At 66.1% G+C, this 22,726-nt stretch carries 21 protein-coding genes, 3 tRNA genes and 3 pseudogenes; 10 read left to right on the forward strand and 17 right to left on the reverse strand.

Annotated elements, in window-relative coordinates:
* The 12 genes and pseudogenes from ACLP9N_RS21210 to ACLP9N_RS21265 form a co-directional block, all read right to left on the reverse strand.
* Nucleotides 1–83, reverse strand: a pseudogene (locus ACLP9N_RS21210) (50S ribosomal protein L1); the annotation flags it as partial.
* A 69-nt stretch (nucleotides 84–152) separates the two neighbouring features.
* Nucleotides 153–581, reverse strand: a complete 429-nt coding sequence (rplK, locus tag ACLP9N_RS21215) for a 50S ribosomal protein L11 (RefSeq protein WP_085233388.1) — start codon at nucleotides 579–581, stop codon at nucleotides 153–155.
* 26 nt (nucleotides 582–607) lie between these two features.
* Entirely contained in the window at nucleotides 608–1,384 is a 777-nt protein-coding gene (gene nusG / locus ACLP9N_RS21220; protein WP_442409266.1) for a transcription termination/antitermination protein NusG, read from the reverse strand.
* A 31-nt stretch (nucleotides 1,385–1,415) separates the two neighbouring features.
* The gene (gene secE / locus ACLP9N_RS21225) at nucleotides 1,416–1,928 is read right to left on the reverse strand and encodes a preprotein translocase subunit SecE (RefSeq protein ID WP_442409267.1); all 513 of its coding nucleotides are present in this window, start codon (nucleotides 1,926–1,928) and stop codon (nucleotides 1,416–1,418) included.
* 69 nt (nucleotides 1,929–1,997) lie between these two features.
* Nucleotides 1,998–2,070, reverse strand: a tRNA-Trp gene (locus tag ACLP9N_RS21230).
* Nucleotides 2,071–2,190: 120 nt separating this feature from the next.
* Complete coding sequence (gene hadC / locus ACLP9N_RS21235) at nucleotides 2,191–2,715, reverse strand: (3R)-hydroxyacyl-ACP dehydratase subunit HadC (RefSeq protein WP_442409268.1); 525 nt, start codon at nucleotides 2,713–2,715, stop codon at nucleotides 2,191–2,193.
* Between the two features lie 19 nt (nucleotides 2,716–2,734).
* A complete protein-coding gene (gene hadB / locus ACLP9N_RS21240; protein ID WP_442409269.1) occupies nucleotides 2,735–3,163 on the reverse strand; it encodes a (3R)-hydroxyacyl-ACP dehydratase subunit HadB in 429 nt (142 codons plus the stop codon).
* Complete coding sequence (hadA, locus tag ACLP9N_RS21245) at nucleotides 3,150–3,629, reverse strand: (3R)-hydroxyacyl-ACP dehydratase subunit HadA (RefSeq protein ID WP_442409270.1); 480 nt, start codon at nucleotides 3,627–3,629, stop codon at nucleotides 3,150–3,152. The genes hadB and hadA overlap by 14 nt, the downstream gene beginning before the upstream one ends.
* A gap of 47 nt (nucleotides 3,630–3,676) precedes the next feature.
* Nucleotides 3,677–3,844, reverse strand: a complete 168-nt coding sequence (gene rpmG, locus ACLP9N_RS21250; protein ID WP_085233380.1) for a 50S ribosomal protein L33 — start codon at nucleotides 3,842–3,844, stop codon at nucleotides 3,677–3,679.
* Between the two features lie 37 nt (nucleotides 3,845–3,881).
* Nucleotides 3,882–3,955, reverse strand: a tRNA-Met gene (locus ACLP9N_RS21255).
* Between the two features lie 46 nt (nucleotides 3,956–4,001).
* A tRNA-Thr gene (locus ACLP9N_RS21260) sits at nucleotides 4,002–4,074 on the reverse strand.
* Nucleotides 4,075–4,148: 74 nt separating this feature from the next.
* The gene (locus tag ACLP9N_RS21265) at nucleotides 4,149–4,367 is read right to left on the reverse strand and encodes a type II toxin-antitoxin system VapB family antitoxin (protein ID WP_442409271.1); all 219 of its coding nucleotides are present in this window, start codon (nucleotides 4,365–4,367) and stop codon (nucleotides 4,149–4,151) included.
* Nucleotides 4,368–4,484: 117 nt separating this feature from the next.
* On the opposite strand from ACLP9N_RS21265, the gene ACLP9N_RS21270 reads away from it, so the two are divergent.
* From ACLP9N_RS21270 to ACLP9N_RS21280, 3 genes and pseudogenes are all read left to right on the forward strand, one after another.
* Complete coding sequence (locus tag ACLP9N_RS21270; protein WP_442409272.1) at nucleotides 4,485–5,198, forward strand: MBL fold metallo-hydrolase; 714 nt, start codon at nucleotides 4,485–4,487, stop codon at nucleotides 5,196–5,198.
* 31 nt (nucleotides 5,199–5,229) lie between these two features.
* Nucleotides 5,230–6,072 (forward strand): annotated as a pseudogene (locus ACLP9N_RS21275) (hypothetical protein).
* Nucleotides 6,073–6,111: 39 nt separating this feature from the next.
* Entirely contained in the window at nucleotides 6,112–6,807 is a 696-nt protein-coding gene (locus tag ACLP9N_RS21280; RefSeq protein ID WP_442409273.1) for a crotonase/enoyl-CoA hydratase family protein, read from the forward strand.
* A gap of 83 nt (nucleotides 6,808–6,890) precedes the next feature.
* Here ACLP9N_RS21280 and ACLP9N_RS21285 read toward each other — a convergent pair.
* Both ACLP9N_RS21285 and cynS read right to left on the reverse strand, forming a co-directional pair.
* Nucleotides 6,891–7,956, reverse strand: a pseudogene (locus ACLP9N_RS21285) (patatin-like phospholipase family protein).
* 76 nt (nucleotides 7,957–8,032) lie between these two features.
* Entirely contained in the window at nucleotides 8,033–8,500 is a 468-nt protein-coding gene (gene cynS, locus ACLP9N_RS21290) for a cyanase (protein WP_442409274.1), read from the reverse strand.
* Nucleotides 8,501–8,611: 111 nt separating this feature from the next.
* On the opposite strand from cynS, the gene ACLP9N_RS21295 reads away from it, so the two are divergent.
* The 3 genes from ACLP9N_RS21295 to ACLP9N_RS21305 all read left to right on the forward strand — a co-directional run bounded on the left by ACLP9N_RS21295 (nucleotide 8,612) and on the right by ACLP9N_RS21305 (nucleotide 11,572).
* Nucleotides 8,612–8,812 (forward strand): ferredoxin, encoded by a 201-nt coding sequence (locus ACLP9N_RS21295; RefSeq protein ID WP_442409275.1) that lies wholly within the window; start codon nucleotides 8,612–8,614, stop codon nucleotides 8,810–8,812.
* Between the two features lie 22 nt (nucleotides 8,813–8,834).
* Nucleotides 8,835–10,205, forward strand: coding sequence for an NAD(P)/FAD-dependent oxidoreductase (locus ACLP9N_RS21300; RefSeq protein WP_442409276.1), 1,371 nt, complete (start codon nucleotides 8,835–8,837; stop codon nucleotides 10,203–10,205).
* A gap of 86 nt (nucleotides 10,206–10,291) precedes the next feature.
* The gene (locus ACLP9N_RS21305; RefSeq protein ID WP_442409277.1) at nucleotides 10,292–11,572 is read left to right on the forward strand and encodes a cytochrome P450; all 1,281 of its coding nucleotides are present in this window, start codon (nucleotides 10,292–10,294) and stop codon (nucleotides 11,570–11,572) included.
* A gap of 12 nt (nucleotides 11,573–11,584) precedes the next feature.
* On the opposite strand, the gene ACLP9N_RS21310 is transcribed toward ACLP9N_RS21305, so the two are convergent.
* Genes ACLP9N_RS21310 through ACLP9N_RS21320 form a run of 3 tightly spaced genes read right to left on the reverse strand, consistent with a single transcriptional unit; the run spans nucleotide 11,585 to nucleotide 13,494 of the window.
* Nucleotides 11,585–12,343 (reverse strand): class I SAM-dependent methyltransferase, encoded by a 759-nt coding sequence (locus ACLP9N_RS21310; protein ID WP_442409278.1) that lies wholly within the window; start codon nucleotides 12,341–12,343, stop codon nucleotides 11,585–11,587.
* Between the two features lie 4 nt (nucleotides 12,344–12,347).
* Entirely contained in the window at nucleotides 12,348–12,863 is a 516-nt protein-coding gene (locus ACLP9N_RS21315) for a nitroreductase family protein (RefSeq protein WP_442409279.1), read from the reverse strand.
* 28 nt (nucleotides 12,864–12,891) lie between these two features.
* Complete coding sequence (locus tag ACLP9N_RS21320) at nucleotides 12,892–13,494, reverse strand: HD domain-containing protein (protein WP_442409280.1); 603 nt, start codon at nucleotides 13,492–13,494, stop codon at nucleotides 12,892–12,894.
* A 133-nt stretch (nucleotides 13,495–13,627) separates the two neighbouring features.
* Between ACLP9N_RS21320 and recC the strand changes: the two genes are divergently transcribed.
* From recC to ACLP9N_RS21340, 4 genes are read left to right on the forward strand one after another with little or no spacing between them, the layout of a single operon-like run.
* Nucleotides 13,628–16,927, forward strand: a complete 3,300-nt coding sequence (gene recC, locus ACLP9N_RS21325; RefSeq protein ID WP_442409281.1) for an exodeoxyribonuclease V subunit gamma — start codon at nucleotides 13,628–13,630, stop codon at nucleotides 16,925–16,927.
* The gene (recB, locus tag ACLP9N_RS21330; protein ID WP_442409283.1) at nucleotides 16,927–20,244 is read left to right on the forward strand and encodes an exodeoxyribonuclease V subunit beta; all 3,318 of its coding nucleotides are present in this window, start codon (nucleotides 16,927–16,929) and stop codon (nucleotides 20,242–20,244) included. Before recC ends, recB begins: the two co-directional genes overlap by 1 nt.
* On the forward strand, nucleotides 20,241–21,971 hold the full coding sequence (recD, locus tag ACLP9N_RS21335) for an exodeoxyribonuclease V subunit alpha (RefSeq protein WP_442409282.1): 1,731 nt from the start codon (nucleotides 20,241–20,243) through the stop codon (nucleotides 21,969–21,971). The genes recB and recD overlap by 4 nt, the downstream gene beginning before the upstream one ends.
* A gap of 13 nt (nucleotides 21,972–21,984) precedes the next feature.
* Nucleotides 21,985–22,710, forward strand: coding sequence for a TVP38/TMEM64 family protein (locus tag ACLP9N_RS21340; protein WP_442409284.1), 726 nt, complete (start codon nucleotides 21,985–21,987; stop codon nucleotides 22,708–22,710).
* Nucleotides 22,711–22,726 lie beyond the last annotated feature (16 nt).

The following is a 22,726-nucleotide window of genomic DNA, read 5'->3' on the forward strand; positions in this document are numbered from 1 at the left end:
TTGGCCGCCTCCCGCGGGGTGTAGAGGTTGTTGCGGTCCACCGTCGCGGCGGCGGCGCGGTATGCCTGGCTGTTCTGGCTCATTTAGCTAGCCCATCTGGTGTTGGGTCGTGGTTAGCATGCGGGCCGAAGCTGGCCCTCCCACGGGTCGAACTACTCGACGGTGATGCCCATCGACCGGGCGGTGCCGGCGATGATCTTGGCGGCGGCGTCGATGTCGTTGGCGTTGAGGTCGGTCTTCTTGGTCTCGGCGATCTCGCGGACCTGATCCCAGGTGACCTTGGCGACCTTGGTCTTGTGCGGCTCCGCCGAGCCCTTGCCCACCCCGGCGGCCTTGAGCAGCAGCTTGGCGGCCGGCGGCGTCTTGAGGGCGAACGTGAAGCTGCGGTCCTCGTAGACCGTGATCTCGACCGGGATGACGTTGCCGCGCTGGTTCTCGGTCGCGGCGTTGTACGCCTTGCAGAACTCCATGATGTTGACGCCGTGCTGGCCGAGCGCGGGTCCGACGGGCGGCGCAGGGTTGGCCTGCCCCGCCACGATCTGCAGCTTGATCAGCCCGGTGACTTTCTTCTTCGGGGCCATGGGGTCGTTTGTTCCTTCCTGGTTTTCTAAATCTTGGAGACCTGGTTAAAGGTCAGTTCCACCGGTGTTTCGCGGCCGAAGATCGACACCAACACCTTGAGCTTCTGCTGTTCGGCGTTGACCTCGTTGATAGTGGCCGGCAACGTGGCGAACGGTCCGTCCATGACCGTCACCGATTCGCCCACCTCGTAGTCGACCTCGACAACCGGACGTTCCAGCCCGCCCGCCTCGGCGGTGGCGGTGGCGGTGGCGGCACCCTTGGTGGCCTTCTTCGCCGCCCCCGGCGGCAGCAAGAACTTCACCACGTCGTCGAGGGCAAGCGCCGACGGGCGGGACGTCGCACCGACGAACCCGGTGACCCCCGGGGTGTTGCGCACCGCGGCCCACGAGTCATCGGTCAAATCCATGCGCACCAGGATGTAGCCGGGCAGCACCTTGCGGTTGACCTGCTTGCGCTGGCCGTTCTTGATCTCGGTGACCTCTTCGGTGGGCACCTCCACCTGGAAGATGTAGTCGCCGACGTCGAGGTTCTGCACACGGGTCTCGAGGTTGGCCTTGACCTTGTTCTCGTACCCCGCGTAGGAGTGCACGACATACCAATCGCCGGGCTTCTTGCGCAGCTCCGCCTTGAGCGCGGCGGCTGGGTCGACGTCTTCTTCTTGGGCCGGCTCTTCAGCCGGCTCCGTGGCAACGGCCTCAGCGGCCTCAGTGGCCTCAGCGACCGCCTCGGGTTCCTGATCGGTGTCGACTTCCTGCACATCCACCGCCTCACCCGCGGACGGGTCACCGTCGAAGGTAGTCACGGTTGTCTGTCCTCTCTGTCACTGGAAAACCTCAGCCGAACACCAGCATCACCAGCTTGGTCAGCCCTAAATCGGCCAGACCGACCAGCGCCACCATGAAGGCCAGAAACGCCAGCACCACCGAGGTGTAGGTAAGCATCTGTTTGCGGTTCGGCCAGATGACCTTCCGCATCTCGGAAACGACCTGCTTGAGGTAGGTGTAGACGAACAGGAACGGATTTGCCGGACGATCGCTGGATTTCTTCGGTTTCTTGGGCTTCGTGCCAGCCTTCGCAGCCTTCGCAGCCTTCGCAGCCTTCCTGGCTTTCTTGGTGCCCGAGTCCTCCTTGGAGTCCTCAACCTCGGTCGACGACCGCTTTCCGACGACGGCTTCCCCGGTGTCCGAGGTGTCCGCTACTCGCTGCCGCGACCGCTTGCCGGTGGGACGCTGCGGCCGGGTGACGGACTTCGTCACCACCGCCGTCCGACCGCCGCTCGCGCCGCTGTCCTCGGTTTGGCCGCCGTCGCTGGCGGCGTCGTCGGCAACGTCGCCTTCGTCGCTCACCGCGTGCTCCTTTGTTCTCTGATCGGGCACTAACTCTCAGTGTCCACCATTCCACGTCTTCGCCGTCAGCAGGGGCGACAGGACTTGAACCTGCAACCTGCGGTTTTGGAGACCGCTGCTCTGCCAGTTGAGCTACGCCCCTTTGCGGTTGGCAGGCCAACCTGTGCTTACCTACCGGGGCTTACATGACGCGCGCGCTTCCGCTTGTTTTCGACTCACGGAAAGCGCGCTGATGCTGGGAAAACCCCGAGATTCGAGTGTACTAGGCGGGCGGGTCAGATACTAATTTCTCGGTTCTGACGACCTGTCCCGATTCCTTGTCCCATCTGAGCTTGGCCGTTCCGTCGCTGTGCTGGCCCATGAGGGTGGTGTAGGCCTCCAGCACGACTTCACCGTCCTCGTTGGTGCAGATGTTCTTTGTGACCACGATGTCGGCGCCGAAACGCTCATCCACCGAGTGGACGTCCATCCGGGCCCACAGCTTGTCCCCGGCGAGCACCGGCTTGAAAAACACGAACCGCTGGTCGACCTGCACGATCAGCAGACTTTCCATGCCGATGTCGACGTGCCGGAAGAAGTCCGTCTGGACGTACTTGGCCAAGATCGACACGAAGGTAATCGGAGCGACGATGGCGTCATGGCCGAGTTCGGCGGCGGCGTCCTCGTCGAAGTAGGCCGGATGGTCGCATTTGATGGATCGGGCAAACTGTCGAAGCTGTTCGCGGCCCGCAACGAAGTAGTCCGGGTACCGCCAGATCATTCCGCGGATATCGGTTTTGAGAGCCATACACCAGCCTCCGACTAGCTCAAGCCAGCGTGGCCGAGGCGATGGCCCGCCCGAAGATCTTCTTGCCACCGGCGGTGGCGGTCAGGGCGATCGTCACCGACTTGCTCTCCGGGTCGACAGACTTCACCCGGCCGCTGAACACGAGCTCGGCGCCCTTTCCGTCGTTGGGCACCGGCACGACGGCGGTGAAGCGCACGTTGTACTCGGTGACGGCACCAGGGTCGCCCACCCACGAGGTCACGTAGCCCCCGCCGATACCCATCGTCAGCATGCCGTGGGCGATCGCGGTGTCCAGTCCGATGACACTGGCGATCTCGTCGTCCCAGTGGATCGGGTTCAGGTCGCCGGAGACTCCCGCGTAGTTCACCAGGTCCTGGCGGGTAAGGGGGTAGGTCTTCTCCGGGAGCTTGTCCCCGACCTTGACCGAACTGAACTCACGCAGCGCCATCAGAAAATCCCTCTTCCCCATCATCGCCGGCACGGCCAGCAAGGGTCGTGTAGGTCTCCTGCACCACGTCACCGGCTTCGTTGGTGATGACGTTCTTGGTCACGATGAGCTGGGTGCCGTGCGCCACACGCGTCGAATCCACGTATACATCGCAGTACAGCTTGTCGCCCGCCACGATCGGCTGCTGAAATTTCAGCACTTGGTCGACCTGGACGATCTGCTGGTCGGTGACCGCGATGCCAGCGTGCTTGAAGAACGCCGACTGCGCTTTGTAGCCGAACACGCAGATGAACGTCAGCGGGGCCAGCAACCCCTTGTAGCCGAGCTCGGCCGCCGCGTCCTCCTCGAAGAACGAGGCGTCGTCGTTTTGGACCGCGACCGCGTACTCGCGGATCTTCTCGCGCTCGACCTCGTAATGGTCGGGATACCGGTAGTGCATCCCGACGATGTCTGTGGCCAATCCCACGGGTCTAGAACCTACCTAGTCAGTCTGAGCAAATGCTCGTGGGATCGCTAGCGTGTCTCGCGGTGCGGCTGGTGCTTGCCGCAATTGGGGCAGAACTTCTTCAGCTCCATCCGGTCGGGGTCGTTGCGGCGGTTCTTCTTGGTGATGTAGTTACGGTGCTTGCACTCCTCGCATGCCAGAGTGATCTTTGGCCGCACATCGGTACTGGAAGCCATGTCCGTTCTCTCTCGGTCTCTCTCACGTGTTGGGTTGTAGCGATGGCCGGACTCGAACCGGCGACCTAACGATTATGAGTCGTTCGCTCTAACCGACTGAGCTACATCGCCTCGGGTACCCTCGGGTACGCGCCGCCAGCCTGCTCGGCGTCCGCCGAGCCCCCTAACGGAATCGAACCGTTGACCTTTTCCTTACCATGGAAACGCTCTACCGACTGAGCTAAGGGGGCCGTTCACCCGTAGCGACCAGTCGTGCCGCGGGCCTAAAAGAGGTTACAGCCTGGCCTGCAACGCCACCAAACCACTAGGCCTTACCCGGGTCGGTCTGTGGCTGGCGGCGCCACGCTCCGAGGTCGCTGAACTCGTCGTACTCGTCTTCCTCATCGAGGTGTCCGCCGTCGGACTCGCTGAGAAGATTGCGCAGCGCGAGGTGGACGGCCTCGCTCCTGCCGGCCATACGGTATTTGCGGATCACCGCCTGGACCAGGTCTTCGTCGATCTCGATCGCGACGGTCTTCAACATGGACCAACAATACCCAGTGCATTCAAACCTGAATCTGCACAATGACTCGCAATCGCTGGGCGTCCGAATACGAAGTCCCGGGTGGGACGGGTTTTGGACGAGCCATAGTCTGGTGACGTGCCAGACGACCGGCTGTACTTCCGTCAACTGCTCTCCGGCCGCGATTTCGCCGCCGGAGACATGTTCGCCATGCAAATGCGCAATTTCGCCTACCTGATCGGCGACCGTGAGACCGGGGACTGCGTGGTAGTCGATCCCGCCTACGCCGCGGGTGATCTCATCGACGCAATCGAGGCGGACGGCATGCAGCTGTCCGGAGTGCTGGTGACCCATCATCACCCCGACCACGTGGGCGGTTCGATGATGGGCTTTCAGCTGGCGGGACTGGCCGATCTGCTGGAGCGGACCGCCGTGCCGGTGCACGTGAATACCCATGAGGCGCTTTGGGTTTCGCGGGTCACCGGGATCAGCCTCGGCGACCTCACCGCCCATGAGCACCGCGACAAGATCAGCATCGGCGATATCGAAATCGAGCTGCTGCACACCCCGGGCCACACGCCGGGCAGCCAGTGCTTCCTGCTCGACGGCCGGCTGGTCGCCGGTGACACGCTGTTCCTGGAAGGCTGCGGGCGCACCGACTTTCCCGGCGGCGACTCCGACGAGATGTACCGCAGCCTGCACCAGCTCGCCCAGCTTCCGGGGGACCCGACGGTATTTCCCGGCCATTGGTATTCGGCTGATCCGAGTGCGTCGCTGTCAGAGGTCAAGCGTTCGAATTATGTGTATCGCGCCGCTAACCTCGATCAGTGGCGCATGTTGATGGGCGGCTGAGCCGCCGGATCACTGTGATATAAGCGGAGGGATGGATTCAATGGGGTGGGTCCAGGGCAGCTGGCACGGGGTCACGGAAGTGGGGTCCAGCACCTGGTTGGCGTGGGCGGCCTGGGCGGCGCTAGCGCTTGGTGTCGTCGCGCTGGTCTTCGCGAACGCGCAGATCAAGCGCAACCGTAGGTTGGCCGCTGAGCAGACCCGGCCGCATGTCGCCATGCTGATTGAACCGCACGCCGCGGATTGGCATGTAATCGAACTGGTGGTCCGGAGTTTCGGCCAAACCGCGGCCTACGATATCCGGTTTTCGTTTCCGACTCCGCCGACCGTGGCCGAATACGAAAATGCCGCCGACGGCTACGCCAATATCGTCGAACTGAAACTCCCCGCCGAGTTGCCGGTGCTGGCGCCCGGCCAGGAGTGGCGAATGGTGTGCGATTCGGCACTCGACCGCGCCGAAATCGGGAATGGCATCGAGTCCCGATTCACGGGCAGCGTGCTCTACCACGACCGCCCCGAGCAGCCGCGCGGGTGGCGGTTCTGGAAGGGTGAGCGGCCTGTGCTGGAGACCAAGGTGGTGCTGGACTGGAACGCCCTGCCGCCCGTCCAGCGCATCGAGTTGATGACGAACCATGACCTGGCAAAGAGGGAAAAGCAGAAGCTGGAGCTGCTGCGCAGCCTGCTGACCTACTTCCACTACGCAAGCAAGTAAACGCGTCCCGACGTGTTCCGCAGCGAGATCGAACGAATCAACCTCGCTGTGGCCGAGACCCAGGACAGATGGCGCACCCGCCAGCTCGATGAACCCACCGACGTCAGCCTGCGGTGGGGCAATGCCGAAAACGAACTGGGCAAGCATCACAGCCAGCGCGTCTGATTCAATCGACGGGCCTGCCCGTAGCGCGAAGGAGCAACCATGAGCGGCCCGGTCATCTACAGCCATAAGGACTCCGTCGCGGTCATCAGGATGGACGACGGCAAGGTCAACGCGCTGGGCCCGACCATGCAGCAGGCCCTCAACGAGGCGATCGACAACGCCGATCGCGACGACGTCGGGGCACTGGTGATCACCGGCAACGAGCGGGTCTTCAGCGGCGGCTTCGACCTGAAGATCCTGACCTCCGGCGAGGTGCAGCCCGCGATCGACATGCTCAGGGGCGGCTTCGAGCTGGCGTATCGGCTGTTGTCCTACCCCAAGCCGGTGGTGATGGCCTGCACCGGCCCTGCCATCGCGATGGGGGCGTTCCTGCTGTCGTCCGGCGACCATCGGGTGGCCGCCCACGCGTACAACATTCAGGCCAATGAAGTTGCGATCGGCATGACGATCCCCTACGCGGCGCTGGAGATCATGAAGTTGCGCCTGACGCGCTCGGCGTACCAGCAAGCCACCGGGCTGGCCAAGACGTTCTTCGGGGAAACCGCGCTGGCCGCCGGCTTCGTCGACGAGATAGTGCTGCCAGAGATGGTCGTCAGTCGAGCCAAAGAGGCCGCGCGGGAACTCGCCGGCCTGCACCAGCACGCCCATGCCGCGACCAAGTTGCGCGCGCGCGCCGACGCGCTCAAAGCCATCCGCGCCGGAATCGACGGGATTGAAGCCGAGTTCGGGCTATAACGCCAGCTAAAGTTCGAGCGGTTGCCGAGGCAACCGCTCCACTGCCACCTCCACTTGGCAGTGTCGCACGTCGGGCCCTCGGGTCACTTCACACGGCGGCGGGACGGAGGCGGGTTGCCCCAGGATGGGTCGCTTGGCCAGAACCGTTCGAGGTAAGTGGGCCAATCCCAGGTGGACAGGAACTTCCGCGCCGCCGCATAGCCGTTGTCGTAGAGCTCTTCGAGGCGACCTCGGGGGGCATCGAAGTCGAGCACGCCCACGTTTGGTCGATTCGACCGTGATTGCGCGGGCAGCGACCCACGGCTGGCTCAGATGGGTCTGGTCGTGGCCGGCCAGCATGGTGGTAAGCAGGCTTTCCAGTAATGCCGTCTGTTCAAAAAGACGCAGGGGTTTCAGCGCGGGCATCACCGCGCCGAGGCCCTCGGTGGGCCTCGGCAAGATGGTGATCCCGAACGTGGGCCAGCGTGGCGGTTTGCCGTCACGCCGGTCGAAGGTGTCGATCGGAAAGTTCGACAGGACGCCACCGTCAACCAGGGTGGATGTCGCCCCGCTGGCGCCAGTCAGGGTGACGGGGCGGTAGAAGAACGGAATCGCCATCGAAGCGCGCACCGCGTCGGCGACCGGCTGCTCATCGGGATCCAGCCCGTAGAGCCGCCGGTAGTCCCACGGCAGTCGCACCAGCTGGGCTGCCGTCAGGTCAGCGACAGTGACCACCAGCTTGTAGCACCGTTCTTCGAGCAGGGGGTCTTCGTCGAGAGCCAGATCACCGAAGGTGACGACACCCAGGTTCTTCAGTTCGCTCCGGATCCAGTCGTAGGCGACGTCGCCGCGGTACATGCTCGTGTCCCGCAGCAGCCCCAACGCGGCACCGAGATAGGGAACGGGTCCCGCGTCGCGCCATTTGTGCAGAGGTACCGACAGGGCAAGTTCCTTCACTTCCTCGCCGGTCAGCTGGTCGCCTTTGGACCCGGCCGCCAAAATCGCCGCCACCACCGAGCCGGCCGAAACGCCCGACACCCTCGGGAACGAATATCCGGCATCCATGATTACGACGATGGCGCCCACCAAGCCGATGAACTTGACACCGCCGCCGGACAAAACGATGTCAGCTGGTTTCCGTTCCTGCTTTGCGGACCGATCGGCTGCCATGACCACCTCCCTGCTGGTCATTGTGCCCGTTATCACCGGGGCGGGGCCCCTTGGGCTCGGTGAGACTGCGTCCGAGTTAGCTCTGGGCCGAAACCCATTGGTAAGGAAGGAATTTCCCGTCGAATGTGAGCACGACGCGATCGCCGGACGGGTGTGATTTCTTTTGTAGGTCGAGGCTGAAGTTGATCGCGCTCATGATGCCGTCGCCGAACTGCTCGTGGATCAGTTCTTTGATGGCGCCGCCGTACACCTGCAGCGCTTCGTAGAAGCGGTAAATGGTGGGGTCGGTGGGGACCGCCCCGTTTGAGGAGGTGGGTAGCCCGCCGCGCATGGGCGGTGCCGCCAGCACGGGCACGGCTGACTCGTCGAGACCCAGCATCCCGACAAGGACCCTGCCGAGCTCTGCCGGAATTGGGTGTTGGCCGAGCAAAGCCGCGGTGGTCCACACCACCGGCCTGTCGATGACGTCGGCCAGCTCCTGCCACCTCAGGCCGCGCGCCAGGCGGGCAACCACGACCTGCTCGGTGATCTCGGTTCTGTTCATGACCCCAGCATGCACGCCCGCCCAAAGGGTTTCACAAACATCGCATCTGGCATCGCAACTAGATGTACGCTGCCCAGCGTCAGATCTTCAGTCACGAGGATCGGGATCGCTATGCGAATCGTTGTCGACCTGAACCGCTGCCTGGGGTATGCGCACTGCGTGCCGCTCGCGCCAAATGTGCTCAAGCTCAGCGGCGAAGAGGCCCTCACCTACGACCCCAACCCGGATGACACCGAACGTTTGCGGGTACTGCGGGCCGCGGCGGCCTGCCCGGTGCAGGCGATCATCCTGGATAAGCTCGACAGCGAATAACACGTCCGCGCTGAGCACACCGATGAGCGATTTCAAAGAAAAGGGTCGCACCGTCATTGTGGGTGCGTCGCTGGCCGGACTGCGTGCCGCCGAAGCGCTGCGGGAAGAGGGTTTTCGTGGGCAACTGACCATCATCGGCGACGAGCCCGACGAGCCGTATGACCGGCCCCCACTGTCCAAGCAAGTCCTGAAGGGGTGGGTGGCGGCCGATCGCACCAAGCTGCCGCGGCTGCGCGCGGTGGATGCGCAGTGGCGACTCGGTGTGGCCGCGACGGCCCTGGACCGGGCCAACCAGCTGGTGCGCCTCGCTGACGGCAGCGACGTGGTAGGCGATCGCCTGCTGATCGCCACGGGTGTGCGGGCGCGGCGATGGCCCAACCCGGACGAAGCTGCGCTAAAAGGCGTCCATTCGCTGCGCACAAGTGCCGATGCCGCGCGGCTGCAGGCCGCGCTGGCCGCCCGCCCGCGGCGCGTGCTGATCATCGGTTCCGGGTTCATCGGGTCGGAGGTGGCGTCGGTGTGTCGGGAGCTTGGACTCGAGGTCACCGTCACCGAGCGCGGTCCGGCACCGCTGTGCGGTCCGCTCGGCGGCGTGATCGGCGAGGTCGCCGCCGAGATGCATCGTGCGGCCGGGGTGGATCTTCGCACCGGTGTCTCGGTGCTGGCGCTAGACGGTGATGACGGCGGGCACGTGCGGCGCGCGCGGCTGTCCGATGGCAGCACGCTCGACGTCGACGTGGTGCTGGCGTCGTTGGGATCGATCCGCAACGTCGAGTGGCTCGACGGGGCCGGGTTGGCTGCCGGGTTCTGGGGGGTGGGTTGTGACGCCGGTTGTCGTGCGTTCGATATCAACGGGGTGGTCACCAACCACATCTTCGTGGCCGGGGACATCGCGAGGGCGCCGCATGTGCTCTATGACTACGAGTTCCTGGCGATGGAACATTGGGATAACGCCGTGCTCGGTGCCCGGGTCGCGGCACACAATATGGTCTGCGACGAGGTGGATCGCTGGGCACACCTGCTGATCCCGCAGTTTTGGTCCGCCCAGTTCGGTGTCAACATCAAATCCGTCGGCGTACCTTCGTTCGGCGATGAGATCGTCTTCACCCAGGGCTCGGTGCGGGAGCGCCGGTTTGCCGCCGCGTATGGTCGCCGCGGTCGCATCGTCGGCGCGGTCACCTTCAACCACGCCAAGTGGATCGATTACTACCGCGACGAGATCGCGCGGTCGGGGCCATTTCCGCCGCATCCGCCGGGCTTCGATTTTCCGGAGAACATGCGCGTGATGCCCGCGGACTTTCCGGCGCGCGGCGTGCCGACCGAAGCCCCGGATGTGGTGTTGACAGGCCACGACCCCAGCGATCGGCACGCCGAGTTCCGCGCACGGCGATGAGCAGCGATGAGTACCGATGATTGAGGAACTCGATTGACCCGCGCCGGCGACGACGCAGAGCGAAGCGATGAGGAGGAGCGGCGCCAATGACCCCCGAAGAAGCCTTTGATGCCGCGATGCGGTACGAAAACCGTGCCAACCCTTACCCATTCTTCGACGAACTTCGCAAGACGCCGGTGGTGCGGGTGACCAACGGCATCTACGCCGTTACCGGGTACGAGGAACTGATGTCGCTGGCCCACGACCCCAGAGTGAGTTCCGATCTCCGGAAAGGACACCCACCAACCGGCCGCAATCGGCGGGTCGCCAACGAGTCAATGGTCGACATGGCCCCCGAAATTGCCGGGGCGTACGGCCAGGAGCCGAGCTTTATCGCGCAGGACCCGCCTGAACACGACCGGGCGCGCCGTCGGTGCATGCGCTTTTTCGGGCCACCGCATTCACCGGACCTGATCCCCGGTCTGGAGCCGATGTGTCAGCGGATTGTCAACGAGCTGCTTGACAAAGCGACGGGTAGAACCCGCATCGACGTGGTCGACGATTTCGCTTACCCGCTGCCGGTCAACGTGATCTGCCGGATCATGGGCGTGCCGATTGAAGACGAGCCGCAGTTCCACGCCTGGATCGCCGACATCGTGGCAGGCATCTTCGATCTCGGCCCCGACATCAAGACCGGGGAGGGCCAGGTCCGGCGCGCCAAAGGGGAAGCGGCTGAGGCCGAGTTCAACAAGTACATCGTCGGGCTGGTCGAAAAAGCGGACAAATCCCCAGGGCCCGGGATGATTTCGCAGTTGGTCCATGATGACGGCCCGGACGGGCGGATGTCGCGGAGTGCGATCGTCAACAACACCATCCTGCTGTTTGTCGCCGGGCACGACTCGACGGTCAATCTCATCTCGCATTGCGTGCTCACCGTGCTGCGCAACCCGTGGTCAATCGAGTTGTTGCGCAGCCGGCCGGAGTTGATCCCCCGGGCCATCGAGGAGGTGCTTCGGCTGCAGTCGTCGGTACAGTTCTTCCCGACTCGATCGGCCCTGGCCGACATCGACATCGCCGGCACCACAATCCCGCGCGGCTCCCCCATCTATCTCATGTACGGCGCGGCCAACCGGGATCCGCGGCGCTTCCCCGACCCCGACGCATTCGATCCCCGCCGTCCCGACAATGAGCACGTGGGCTGGGGCCGGGGCATTCACGTTTGCTTCGGCGGTCCGTTGGCCCGGCTGGAAGTCAACACCGCGTTCGAGGCGTTCCTTCGTCGGGTGGACAACCCGCGGCTGGTCGAGGACCCACCGCTTTACCGGATCAGCCAAGTGTTCCGCGGCCCACGGCATCTGCTCGTCGATTACGACCAGATCCGGCCCTGAAACAGGTGGGCATCACCCCGGCTTGGTGGCGGTGACCAAGCGGGTGGACAACCAGGGGCCGCCGTACCACATGCGCCATCCGAGGTTGCGCCGCCGAACGTTCCGCCAGCCCAACTCGCGCAACCGCTCCTCATGCTGACGGGTCTCCCATAGATCCGCGATGGCCAGTCGCCCGCCCGGGCGCAGCACCCGAACCGCCTGATCCAAAGCAACGCGGCGACCGGCGCGAGTCGGAATGTTGTGAATGGCAAGGTTGCTGACGACCACGTCGACGCTCTCGTCGGACAGCGGCAGAGCCGTCATGTCGGCGGTGTGCAACTCGACGCGATCGGCGACGCCTTCCAGTTCCGCATTGGTCAGAGCGGACTGCGCTGAGTTGTCGGTCTGGTCGGCCTGCCACAGATCGACGCCGACCGCGCGGCCCCGCGGCAACCGCTTGGCCGCGGCGAGCAGCACGGCGCCGCGCCCACATCCCAGGTCGAGCAGGGTTTCATCGCCACGCAGTTCCAGGTCGTCGAGAACCCCATCCCACACGTGGAATTTTCCGGATCGCGTCGCGTAGATGTACCAGGCCGCCGTCCCGATGATCTCGACGGCCACTAACATTTGCGCCGCCGCCAGTGCCGCTGCCAACCGGTTACCGCGCGTGAGGCAGATGCCCGCCCCCGCGAGCAGGGCGGCCGATCCGGCGCCGACGGCCGCCAGTTGCGTTCCCGCCGAGACGGTGTGAAAAGACCCGTCGTATCCGTACTCGCCGCGATGATCGGGCACCGCGTCACCAACGTCCGCGATGGACGACCTCGTCGAAAGGCCGCCGATCCGGTTTGCGGATCGGGCGCAGTGGGCGGTCGGCGGGATATCCGATGCCGAGCATGAAGGCCACCAAGTGGTCGTCGGGGGCACCGAGGATGGCACGCGCCTTGTCCTGGTCCCCCACCGACGAATGCCCCGTCCCGATGCCGAGGTCGGTGGCCGCGATCATCATCGCCATCGTCGCCTGACCGACGTCGTACTGATCGGTCACCAGCCTGCGATCATCCGGCGGTACCGGGACGACCAGCACAATCGCCGCCGCGGCCCCGGCGATATGACCCGCGCCGCGCCAGACCGTCGAAAGCGCCTGCAACTGCGTCGGGTCGGTGACGATGACAAAGTCCCACGGCTGGCGGTTTTTCGCCGACGGTGCCCGCCATCCGGCCTCGGCGATGCGGTTCAGGTCGGCTTCCGAGACCGGCTCCGGCGTGTATTGCCGCACATTGCGCCGGGCACAGATCGCGTCCCAGGTTTCCACTTTCCACTCCGTTTCTGCTCCGTCTTCGTTAAGCACTCTGGCGGTTGATCGCTCGCTCGAGCGCGTCGATCACATCGCGAAGCTCGCCGACCATCCAGCTGTGGGTGCGCTGGCCGAATACCTCGAGAAGCGACCGGTAATACCAAAGGTGCAGCTGTGGATCCTGCACACTGAACCGCTGCCACACCTCGTTTCCCAGTGTGCGGAAGTCACGCAGGATCGCACGAGCATTGTCGAGCTTATCGGCCAGGGAGACCAGCACCGCATCGTCCGACGCCACACGCAGGTGGTCGATGTACCGCTCCTTGCGCTCGCGCCAGGGCGGCTTCGGGGCCTCGAATGTGTCGCTGCACTCGGCGACGATCGACGCCACGCCTGCGCCGAACTTGTGGTCGATCTCGGTGAGCGTCCGTTCGCCGCCCTGGTCCTCGGCGGCTTCGTGCAGCAACGCGGCGATGGCCTGTGTCTCGGTACCGTCCGCCTCGATGACCAAGCCGGCCACCGACAGCAGGTGGCCGAGGTACGGGACTTCGCTGGCTTTGCGTGTCTGCGTCGCATGCATGTGCGCCGCGTACCGCAGGGCCTCGACGAACTTGGGCGTGAGGCGCGGGGACGCCGCCTGGTTGGCCATGCTGCCTCCTAGGCTGCTTCCTGGTCTAAGGGCTCTCCTTTCACTGTGGCACGGCGGTATGACACTCGGTCAGCCGGGAAGTCGGCCGGAACCGCTCACGCGACGTCGGTCGGGCGGTCTATGGTGGCCCGCAATGGCGCTTCATCTTCACCGTGCGGAGCGGACAGACCTGCTTGCCGACGGCCTCGGCGCCCTGCTGGCCGAACCGCTGCCCGACCCGTTTGCCGAGGAGTTGGTCCTGGTACCGGCCCGCGGCGTGGAACGCTGGCTGAGCCAGCGGCTTTCCCACGTCCTCGGGCGCGGACACGGCAGCCGCGACGGCGTGTGCGCGGGGGTGATATTCCGCAGTCCCGGGTCGCTGATCGCGGAGATTTTAGCGATCACCGGCACCGCCGAGGACGACCCGTGGTCGCCGGAGGCGATGACATGGCCGCTGCTGGACGTGATCGACTGCAGTCTCGACGAGCCGTGGTGTGAGACGCTGGCAAAACATTTGGGCCACTTCGACATCAACGCCGACGAGGCGGAGCTGCGCAAGGGCCGGCGCTACGCGGTGGCTCGCCGGCTGGCCGGGCTGTTCGCCTCCTACGTCCGGCAGCGCCCGGGGCTTCTCGTCGACTGGCTCGAGGGCCGGCCGGGCGACCTCGACGCCGACCTGGCCTGGCAGCCCGAATTGTGGCGAGCGTTGGTGGCCGCCGTCCCCGCCGATCCCCCGCACATCCGTCAGGAGAAGACCGTCGCCCGGCTGCGAGAAGGCCCGGCCGATCTGCCGTCGCGGTTATCACTGTTCGGGCACACTCGGCTGGCGTGCACCGACGTGCAACTGCTCGACGCGCTGGCTACCCACCACGACTTGCACCTGTGGCTGCCGCATCCCAGCGACGAGCTGTGGCAGGCGCTGGCCGGCATGCACGGCACGATCGCCCGCCGCGACGACACCAGCCACCGCGCGGTGGGCCATCCGCTGCTGGCGACCCTCGGGCGAGACCTGCGCGAACTTCAGCGCGGCCTGCCCACGGATTTCCAGACCGACGAATATCTGCCCAGCGCCGAGCGCCCCGACACGCTGCTCGGGTGGTTGCAGTCTGACATCGCCGCCAATGTGGTTCGGCCACAAGGGCGCACGCTCGCGGTTGATGACCGCTCCGTGCAGATACACAACTGCCACGGTCCGGCCCGCCAGGTCGATGTGCTGCGCGAGGTGCTTCTGGGCCTGCTGCAAGACGATCCGACGCTGGAGCCACGCGACATCCTGGTGATGTGCCCTGACATCGAGACGTACGCCCCGCTGATCGTCGCCGACTTCGGGCTCGGCGACGTGGTACACGGCGCCCATCCCGCTCACCGCTTGAGGGTGCGGCTGGCGGACCGCTCGCTGATCCAGACCAACCCGCTGCTCGGCGTGGCCTCGCAGTTGCTGGCGCTGGCCGGCAGCAGGGTGACAGCCAGCGAGGTGCTCAACTTCGCCCAGGCCGCGCCGGTGCGCGCTCGCTTCGGTTTCACCGATGACGATTTGGACGACATCACCCGCTGGGTCCGGCAGGCGAACATCCGGTGGGGTTTCGACCGGGAGCATCGGCGGCCATTCCACGTTGACTTCGTGCACAACACTTGGCGTTTCGGCCTCGACAGGGTGCTGGCCGGCGTCGCGATGTCCGACGACTCGCATGCCTGGATCGACGCGACGCTGCCCCTCGACGACGTCAGCAGCAACCGCGTCCAATTGGCCGGCCAGTTGGCCGAATTCGTCGGCAGGCTGCAGCGTGTGGTCGATTCGCTCACCGGCACCCGCCCGTTACGGGAGTGGCTGGCCGCCCTGACCGAAGGCATCGCGCTGTTGGCGCACATCGATGATTCCGACCTCTGGCAGGCCAGCCAGATGCAGCGTGAGTTCGCCGAGGTACTCGCCGATGCCGGTCCGCGGGCCGACACCCCGCTGCGGCTGCCCGACATCCGCGCACTGCTGGACCGACACCTCGCCGGTCGCCCGACGCGGGCCAACTTTCGCACCGGCACGCTGACGGTGTGCACGATGGTGCCGATGCGCTCGGTGCCGCACCGGGTGGTCTGCCTGGTCGGCCTCGACGACGGGGTGTTCCCACGCCTGAGTGTCGTCGACGGCGACGACGTGCTCGCCCGCAACCCGCTGACCGGCGAACGCGACATCCGTTCGGAGGACCGGCAATTGCTGCTCGACGCCATCGGCGCGGCCACCGAGAAACTCGTGATCACCTATACCGGGGCCAACGAGTACTCGGGCCAGCCGCGCCCGCCTTCGGTGCCGCTGGCCGAATTGCTGGACACCCTCGACGTGACCACACTGAACAAAATCCGCGCAAGCATCGTCGTCGAGCATCCGTTGCAGCCGTTCGACGTTCGCAACGTCATCCCCGGAAGGTTGGTGCCGGAAGTTCCGTTCAGTTTCGACCCGACCGTGCTACGGGCGGCGCGCGCCAGCACCGGCCAACGCGGCGAAGCGCCCAGGTTCATCTGCGGGCCGCTGCCGCCGCCCCCTGCCGATGACGTCATCCTCGCCGACCTCGTCGGGTTCTTCAAAGATCCGGTGAAGGGCTTCTTCCGCGCGCTGGAATTCACGCTGCCCCGCGACGTCGACGGTGTGCAGGACGCCATGCCGGTCGACATCAACAGCCTCGAGGAGTGGACGGTCGGTGACCGGATGCTGCGCGACATGCTGCAAGGGATGACCCCGGACGATGCCCGTCAGGCCGAGTGGCGCCGGGGCACGCTGCCGCCCGGCCAGCTGGGTTGGCGCAGGGCAAACGAAATTCGCGAGCAGGCCGCCCTGCTGGCTACCACGGCACAGCAATACCGGCGGGCACAGGCGCGGGCGTATGACATCGATGTCGATCTGGGCTGCGGGCGCCGGCTCACAGGCACGGTGTCGCCGGTGTACGGCGAGCGGCTGGTGTCGGTGACCTATTCCAAACTCGACGGCAAGCACCTGCTCGAGTCGTGGATCTCATTGCTGGCGTTGATCGTTCACGATCGCAGCCGCGACTGGTCGGCGGTGTGCATCGGGCGCCCCAAACGGGGCAGCACTCCGCGGGTGGAGGGGTTGGGGGCGCCGCAGGGTGACGCCGCCCGAGTGCTGCGCGAGCTGGTGGCGATTTACGACGCGGGACGCCGCGAGCCGATTCCGTTGCCCATCAAGACCTCCTATGCGTACGCGACCGCGCGGCACTGCGGTGACGATCCGGTACACGAGGCGCAATTCCGTTGGAAAACCCAGCGTTACCCCGCCGAGGATCAGGCGCCCGCCCACGTGCGGGCATGGGGCAAAAACGCCCGGCTGGAGGACCTGATGCAACCCCCGCGACCGGGCGAGGAGTACGACGGCGAAGACAACCGGCTTGGGGCTTACTCCGCGCGGCTGTGGCTGCCGATGCTGCGCGCGGAGAGGAAGCCCTCGTGATGGAGCGTTTCAACCTGCTGGGGCCGCTGCCCGCCGAGCGGTCCACCACGGTGCTGCAGGCCAGCGCGGGCACCGGCAAGACCTTCGCGCTGGCCGGTCTTGTCACCCGCTACGTAGCCGAGGGTGAGGCGACGCTGGAGCGGATGCTGCTCATCACGTTCTCCCGGGCGGCCAGCCAGGAGCTGAGAGAGCGTGTTCGCTCCCAAATCGTACATGCTGTAAGAGCTTTCGAGGATGCGAGCGCCGCCGGCGATAACGAGTTGGTGGCATACCTGCTCGAGGGCACCGACGATCAGCGCGAGGAACGCAAACGGCGGCTTCGCGACGCGCTGGCCGGCTTCGATGCGGCGACGATCGCCACCACGCACCAGTTCTGCCAGCTGGTGTTGAAGTCGCTCGGTGTGGCCGGTGACACTGCCGCAAGTGCCACGCTGCTGGAGAGCCTCGATGAGTTGGTCGCCGAGATCGTCGACGATCTGTACCTGGCCCATTTCGGGCAGCAGCGCGACGATCCGGTGCTGTCGTATCGCGACACGCTGCGGGTGGCGCGCGAGGTGGTCAACAACCCGTCGACGGATCTGCGGCCCCACGATGCGGAACCCGGTTCGCGGGCCGCCGTCTGTGTGGATTTCGCGAAAGCCATTCTTGCCGAGCTGGATACACGTAAGCGACGCCTGGGTGTCCTCAGCTACGACGACCTGCTGATCCGGCTGGCCGATGCGCTGGCCACCGACGATTCCCCCGCGCGGCTGCGTATGCATCGACGCTGGCCGATCGTCATGGTCGACGAGTTCCAAGACACCGACCCGGTGCAATGGCAGGTCATCGATCGCGCATTCAGCGGGCGCTGCACCGTGATTCTCATCGGTGATCCCAAGCAGGCCATCTATGCGTTCCGTGGCGGCGACATCGTGACATACCTGCAAGCCGCCGAGAGCGCGGGCGAACAAAAGACACTGGCCACCAATTGGCGCACCGATGCCGCGCTCGTCGAGCGGCTGCAAGTCGTGCTGCGTGGCGCCCAGCTCGGCAATTCCGCGATCGTGGTGGACGACGTCGAAGCGCACCACCAAGGTCACCGCCTTGCGGATGCGCCGCGCAACGATCCGTTTCGGTTGCGGGTGGTGCGGCGAGCGACGTTGGGGCGCAGCGGCCTTGCCAATCTGCCCATCGACGAGCTGCGGGAGTATATCGGCGCCGACCTCGCCGCCGACATCGGCGCGGTGCTGGCCAGTGGCGCGACATTCGACGGTAAGCCACTGCAGGCGCGCGACATCGCCGTGATCGTGGAAAAGCACAAGGACGCCGGCGCATGCTTCAAGGCGCTCTGCGATGCCGGCATTCCGGCGGTCTACACCGGCGACTCCGATGTGTTCACCTCGGATGCCGCCGAGGATTGGCTATGTCTGCTGGAGGCATTCGACCAGCCCCACCGTCCCGGAATGGTGCGCGCCGCCGCGGCAACCATGTTCTTCGGCGAGACCGCGGAATCGCTTGTGGCCGGCGGCGATGCACTGACCGATCGCGTCGCGGAAACATTGCGTGAATGGGCCGGACACGCGCGCGAACGCGGCGTCGCGGCGATCTTCGAGGCCGCGCAGTTGCGGGGCATGGGTGATCGCCTGCTGTCTCGGCAGGGCGGCGAGCGTCACATGACCGACCTGGCGCACATCACCCAGTTGCTGCAGGAGGTCGCGCACCGCGAGCAGTACAGCCTGCCCGCACTGCGCGATTGGCTGCGCAGCCAACGCGACGAACGCAGCGGCGCAACGGAACGCAACCGGCGGCTGGACAGCGACGCCGCCGCCGTACAGATCATGACGGTGTTTGTCAGCAAGGGTCTGCAATACCCGATCGTGTATCTGCCGTTCGCGTTCAACCACAATACCCAGGACCGCGACGTCGTGCTGTTCCACGACGCGGGCGTGCGCTGCCTGTATATCGGCGGCAAGGACGGCCCGAACTTCAAGGCCGTCCAGGAACAGGGCCGCACGGAGGACGCCAGTGACGACAGCCGGCTGACCTACGTCGCGATGACCCGTGCGCAGTCGCAGGTGGTGGCGTGGTGGTCACCGGCCCGCGACGAGCCCAACGGCGGCCTGTCGCGGCTGCTGCGCGGACGCCGGCCCGGGCAGTCAGTCGTGCCCGACGAATGTGAGCCGGCGAAGATCTCCGACGACGACGCGATGGCCCGGTTGCGCGAGTGGGAGGCCGCGGGTGGGCCGGTGATCGAGGAGTCGGTGATAGCAGCGGCCCCTGCGGTGCCGCCGCAGCCAGTGCCGACGGACCTCGACAGCCGCCACTTTCACCGCGCCATCGACACCGCGTGGCGGCGCACCTCCTACTCCGGTCTGATCCGGGTGTCTGAGACCTCCGCGTCCGCCGGCGTGAGCAGTGAACCCGAGGTCACCGAATTGGACGACGAAGTGAGCCATATCGCGTTGACGGGGGCCGCATCCGGGCCGGATCTGCCAGTGGCGAATCTGCCGATGGCGGATCTGCCGGCGGGTGCGAAGTTCGGCACGCTCGTGCACGCCGTGCTGGAGACGGCCGATCCGTTCGCCGCTGACCTGGCCACCGAATTGGAGTCGCAGATCCGGCTGCACTCGGTGTGGTGGCCGGTCGATGTGGCACCGGAGGTTCTGGCCGCGGCGATGGTGCCGATGCACGACACGCCGTTGGGCCCGCTGGCCGACGGTCTGACGCTGCGGCAGATCGGGTTACGAGACCGACTGCGGGAACTTGACTTTGAATTGCCGCTGGCCGGTGGCGACCTGGGTTCGGCTGCCGCCGAGAGTCATCTGGCGGATGTGGGGAGGTTGTTGCGCGAGCACCTGCCGGCCGATGATGTGATGGCACCCTACGCCGACCGGTTGACCGGCCAGTTGCTCGGCAGCCAGTCCTTGCGCGGATACCTCACCGGCTCGATCGATGCCGTGTTACGCGTGCCCGCCGGTTCGGGGTATCGATACCTGGTCGTGGATTACAAGACAAACTGGCTCGGCGATCCGGAGCGCGCGCTGAGCGCCGCCGATTACGACCGGCCGCGGCTGGTCGAGGCGATGCTGCACTCGGACTATCCGCTGCAGGCGCTGCTGTACAGCGCTGTGCTGCACCGGTTCTTGCGCTGGCGGGTGCCGGACTACGATCCCGCCCAGCATCTCGGCGGGATCCTCTACCTGTTTGTGCGCGGTATGTGCGGCCCCGACACGCCAATTGCCGATGGGCACCCGTCGGGGGTGGTCAGCTGGCGGCCGCCACCGTCTCTGATTGCGGCGTTGTCGGACCTGCTCGATGCGGGGCGGGTGGCCGCGTGACCGTGGAGGCGATCGCCGCTGAAGGACTACTGCGGACATTCAGCGATGCCGGCGTTTTCGAGGCCGCTGATATCCATGTAGCACAACGGCTTACGGTGCTCGTCGGCGAATCCGACGAGCGGGTGGCGCTCGCGGTCGCTTTGGTGGTGCGCGCGCTGCGCGGCGGTTCGGTGTGCGTGGACCTACGGGAAGCCCGAGCGCAGGTCGGCATAGCTCACCCAGCCGACCTCCCGTGGCCTGATGCCGACGATTGGCTGGCCGCCGTGCGGGCCAGCCCGTTGCTCGGGTCGCCACCGGTGCTTCGGCTGCTTGATGAGCTGCTGTACCTGGACCGGTACTGGCTCGAGGAAGAACAGGTCTGCGCCGATCTGCTCGCGCTATCGGTCAGTCGGGCTACGGTCGAATTACCGCTCTATGAGCGGCTTTTCCCGCCTGGGTATGAGGAACAGCGGAAGGCCGCCGAGATCGCCTTATCGCAGGCCGTGACCGTTTTGACCGGCGGGCCCGGCACCGGCAAGACCACCACGATCGCGCGGCTGCTGGCGCTGCTGGTCGAGCAGGCCGAGCTCGCCGGCGTACCCCGTCCCCGGATCGCGCTGGCCGCGCCGACCGGTAAGGCTGCCGCGCGGCTGGCCGAGGCGGTGGCCGCCGAAGTCGAGAATCTCGATGCAGTGGACGCGACGCGGCTGGCCGGCTTGCGGGCGACGACGCTGCACCGGCTGCTGGGCCCCCGGCCCGATACGTCGGTGCGGTTCACGCACAATCGCGGCAATCGGCTGCCGCACGACGTCATCGTGGTCGACGAGACGTCGATGGTGTCGCTGACGATGATGTCCCGGCTGCTGGAGGCGGTGCGGCCGGATACGCGGCTGATCCTGGTGGGCGATCCCGACCAGCTGGCCTCGGTGGAAGCCGGTGCCGTGCTGGCGGATCTGGTGGAAGGCCTGACCGCTCGGGATGACGTGCGGGTGGCCGCCCTGCGAACCAGGCACCGGTTCGGTGAGTCGATTGGCGCGCTGGCCGAAGCGATCCGGGTCGGCGACGCCGAACGCGCGGTGGAGGTGCTGCGGGCCGGCGGTGAGCATGTCGAGTGGATCGACTCCGACCGCCCGGCCGAGCGGCTGCGCGAGGTGCTGGTTCCGCACGCCCTGCGGGTGCGGGAAGCCGCGGTGCTGGGTGATGCGGAGCTGGCGCTGGCGATCCTCGACGAGCACCGGCTGTTGTGCGCGCACCGTCAGGGGCCGTATGGGGCGTCGCACTGGAACCGGCAGGTGCAGCGCTGGCTCTCGGACGAGACGGGTCAGCCGCCGTCGCTGGAGTTTTATGCCGGCAGGCCGTTGTTGGTGACGGCCAATGACTATGGACTGCGCATCTACAACGGCGACACCGGCGTCGTGGTCGCCGGTCGCGACGGTTTGCGGGCCGTCATCGCCGGCGCCGGCGGACGGCTGGATTTCGCGACCAGTCGTCTGGCGGAAATCGAGACCATGCACGCCATGACGATTCACAAAAGCCAGGGCAGCCAGGCCGGCGAAGTCACGGTGCTGATGCCGCCACAGGATTCGCGCTTGCTTACCCGCGAGCTGTTCTACACGGCCGTAACCCGGGCCAAGGTCAAGGTTCGGGTGGTCGGCTCCGAGGCCGAGGTGCGCGCCGCGCTCGACCGTCGCGCTATTCGGGCGAGCGGGCTGCGGCTGCGGCTGCAGGCTGCCGCAACTACTGCTTGAATTCGTGATCAGCATGGTCGACAACGACGGTCCCCCAGCAACATCGCGACCCCCGTCACGGCGAAGCCACATCGTGCGGCTCGCCGTGTTCGCCGGCTTTCTAGTGGTGATGTTCTACCTGGTGGCCGTCGCGCGAGTCATCGACATCGACGACGTGCGACGTGCGATCTCGGCGACCGGTCCGGCGGCGCCGCTGGTTTATGTCGTGGTGTCGGCCGTCCTCGGCGCGTTGTTCGTCCCGGGCGCGATCCTGGCCGCGGGTAGCGGGCTGCTATTCGGTCCGGTACTCGGCATCTTCGTGACGCTGGGTGCGACGGTGGGCACCGCGATCGTCGCGAGCCGCTTCGGCCGTCGGGCCGGCCGAGACAGCGCGCGGGCTGTGCTGGGGGCGCAACGGGCCGACCGCATCAACGCGCTGATCGAGCGGCGCGGACTGTGGGCGGTCGTCGGGCAGCGCTTCATCCCCGGCACGTCGGATGCGCTGGCCTCCTATGCGTTCGGGGCGATCGGAGTTCCGTTGTGGCAGATGGCCGTCGGTGCGTTCATCGGCTCCGCGCCGCGGGCATTCGTCTACACCGCGCTGGGCGCCTCGCTCGGGAATCGATCGTCTGCGTTGGCATACTCGGCGATAGCGGTCTGGTGCGTGACCGCCGTCGTCGGCGCGTTCGCCGCCCGGCGTGGATACCAAAAGTGGCGCGGGCATGCTAGGCCGGACTCTGATCCGGAAGCCGGGGCGTAATCACGCCGTGCGAGCG

It is taken from the genome of Mycobacterium sp. (assembly GCF_052144515.1).
In the GTDB taxonomy this organism is placed as follows: Bacteria; Actinomycetota; Actinomycetes; order Mycobacteriales; family Mycobacteriaceae; genus Mycobacterium.